Source organism: Geomonas sp. (assembly GCF_056994735.1).
The window spans coordinates 1-2,297 of record NZ_JBXKJL010000182.1; the positions used below are offsets into that span (position 1 = coordinate 1).

Genomic DNA, 2,297 nt, shown 5'->3' on the forward strand with positions numbered 1-2,297 from the left:
GCCCGAGCTTCACACCTTTCTTGACCAGTTCCTTGGTGACGGTGACGTTGTCGGCGGCAATGCGCGATTCCGTCATGATCTCTTCGATGATGCTGGTGATCTCGCCGGTGGAAAGACCGGTCTGCAGGGAGAGGTTCCTGATCTCGTCGGCGACCACGCCGAAGCTCTTGCCGTATTCCCCGGCCTGGGCGGCGATGATGGAGGCATTGAGGGCGAGGAGGTTGGTCCTCTTGGTGATGTCGTTAATGACGCTCACGAACCCTTCGATGCGGCCGCTGTTGGTGCTCAGGCGCTTGATGCCTTCATAGGAGAGTTCGACCGAGCGCTGGATCTCGGCCAGCGAGTCGACCGTCTCCTTCACGACCACACTGCTCTGTTCGGCCTGCTCCTTCACCTTGACCGAAAGCCCATGGGAGAGGACGGTATTCCTCTCCACCTGCCGCAGCGACGAGGTGATCTCTTCCATCGCCGAGACCGATTTGTACACCGAGTCCGAGAGCGTGTCCATGTTGCGGGTGATCTGCTCGGTAGCGATCGAGATCTCGGCGGCGGAGACACTGGCGCCGTCGACGGATTCCATCACGCCATGGGCGGAGGAATCGATCTTCAGTGCGCCGTTGGCGAGCGAATCGGCGGCACTCTTCAGGCGGTAGAGGTTCCTGGAGTAATTCTCGCGGTTCTTGAGGAGTTCCGAGAAGGTCTTGCCGAGTTCCAGGGTGAGCCGGTCGATGGACTGGAGGAGGCCGATCCGCATGAAGGCGGCTGCCGCCTGGTCGGCGAAGAGCCTGATGGTGTCGACGTCGGTATCGTTCAGCGCCCTGTGGCTCTTCTTGTTGTCCAGCCCGAAGACGCCGATCGTCTCACCCTTCAGCACGATCGGGCAGAGGATGAAGGTGGTGGAGCGCAGGGGCTCGATGGTGTCGAAGGGTGGCTGCAGCAGGTAGTCGTTCGGGTACTTGCCGATGTTCTCGATGAAATAGGTCTGCTTGTCCCTGAAGCTCTTGTAGATGACGCCCGCGCGGCTATCGAGAGGGACGGTGACGTCCGGGCCGACCTCGCTGTCATTGCCGGCATGGGCGGCGAAATAAAAGTTGTTCTTCTCGGGGTCGACCATCAGGATGTTGACGCGCTCGTATCCCAGGATGTCGTGCAACCCCTCGACGCACAGCGCCAGGACGTCGTCCCTGCGCACCGCTTTCTGGATCTTGCTGCCTATCTTGTGGAAGTTCTTGATGTTGTTGTCGAGCACCTTGTAGCGGTTCTCGAAGAGCTGCTTCTGGGAATCGACCTCCTGGACCAGCTTGTCCAGTTCGACCCCCTTGGACTGCAGCTCGTCGATGCTCCTGCCGATGAAGAAGCCGACGGCGGCGAGAACGCAGGCTGTACCGCCCCCCATGTAAAAATAGAGGGCCATGGCCTGGGCGTTACGGGTTATGTCGGAGAAGATCTGCGTGGAGAGTGAGACGCCGCTTTCGGAGAAGAGAAGTAGACGCAGCAGGATCCAGCCGATGGGAGCACCAAGGCCGAGGAAAAACCCGATGACCGCAAAAAGCTGACTGCGATTCACATCGGCGATGCGATTCTTCATAACAATGCCACCTCTCTGCGACCCTTACCGGACTTCGGTATCGGGGTTTTCCGCAGTCTATGTCAGAGATTAGGCAAAGTCAACAGTATCTTCATTATAGACGGGACTTGCTCTTTAATCTTTATCTCCCCATCATGATGCCCAAGGCTTCGGCCTGCCGGACCATTTCTCCCATGGGGTCGATCAGGTTCAGGGATCGCACCGCGTCCTCTATGGGGACCGAGGAGATGTGCCGCCCCTTGAGGCAGACCATGTGGCCGAAGAGTTCCATTTCGATCAACTCCACCGCCTTGACCCCGAATCTGCTGCCGATGCAGCGATCGAAGGTGGATGGGGTGCCGCCGCGCTGCAGGTGGCCCAGCACCGTGGTCCGGACATCCATCTCCAGGAAGCCCCCGAGCTCCAGCGAGATCTTCTCCCCTACCCCGCCCAGCCGTTCGACCACCGATTTTCCGCCTGCCGGTTCCTTGACCACGCGGTCACCCCCTTTGGGGTAGGCACCCTCGGCGGCGACGATGACGCTGAAACGTCTCCCCCTCTTGCTGCGCTCTACGATGGCGGCCCCGACCTTTTCGATATCGTAGGGGATTTCAGGGATGAGGATGACGTCGGCACCGCCGGCGATACCCGATTCCAGGGCGATCCAGCCCGCGTAGCGCCCCATCACCTCCAGCACCATCACCCGGTGGTGGCTTTCGGCGGTGGAGTG

At 60.1% G+C, this 2,297-nt stretch carries 2 protein-coding genes; both read right to left on the reverse strand.

The features are described from left to right. A partial coding sequence (locus tag AC11W3_RS08380) for a methyl-accepting chemotaxis protein (protein WP_484092815.1) occupies nt 1–1,588 on the reverse strand: 1,588 nt, incomplete at its 3' end. A 121-nt stretch (nt 1,589–1,709) separates the two neighbouring features. Continuing rightward, nucleotides 1,710–2,297, reverse strand: a 588-nt coding sequence (locus tag AC11W3_RS08385; protein ID WP_484092816.1) for a 6-phosphofructokinase, incomplete at its 5' end; no start/stop codon positions are given.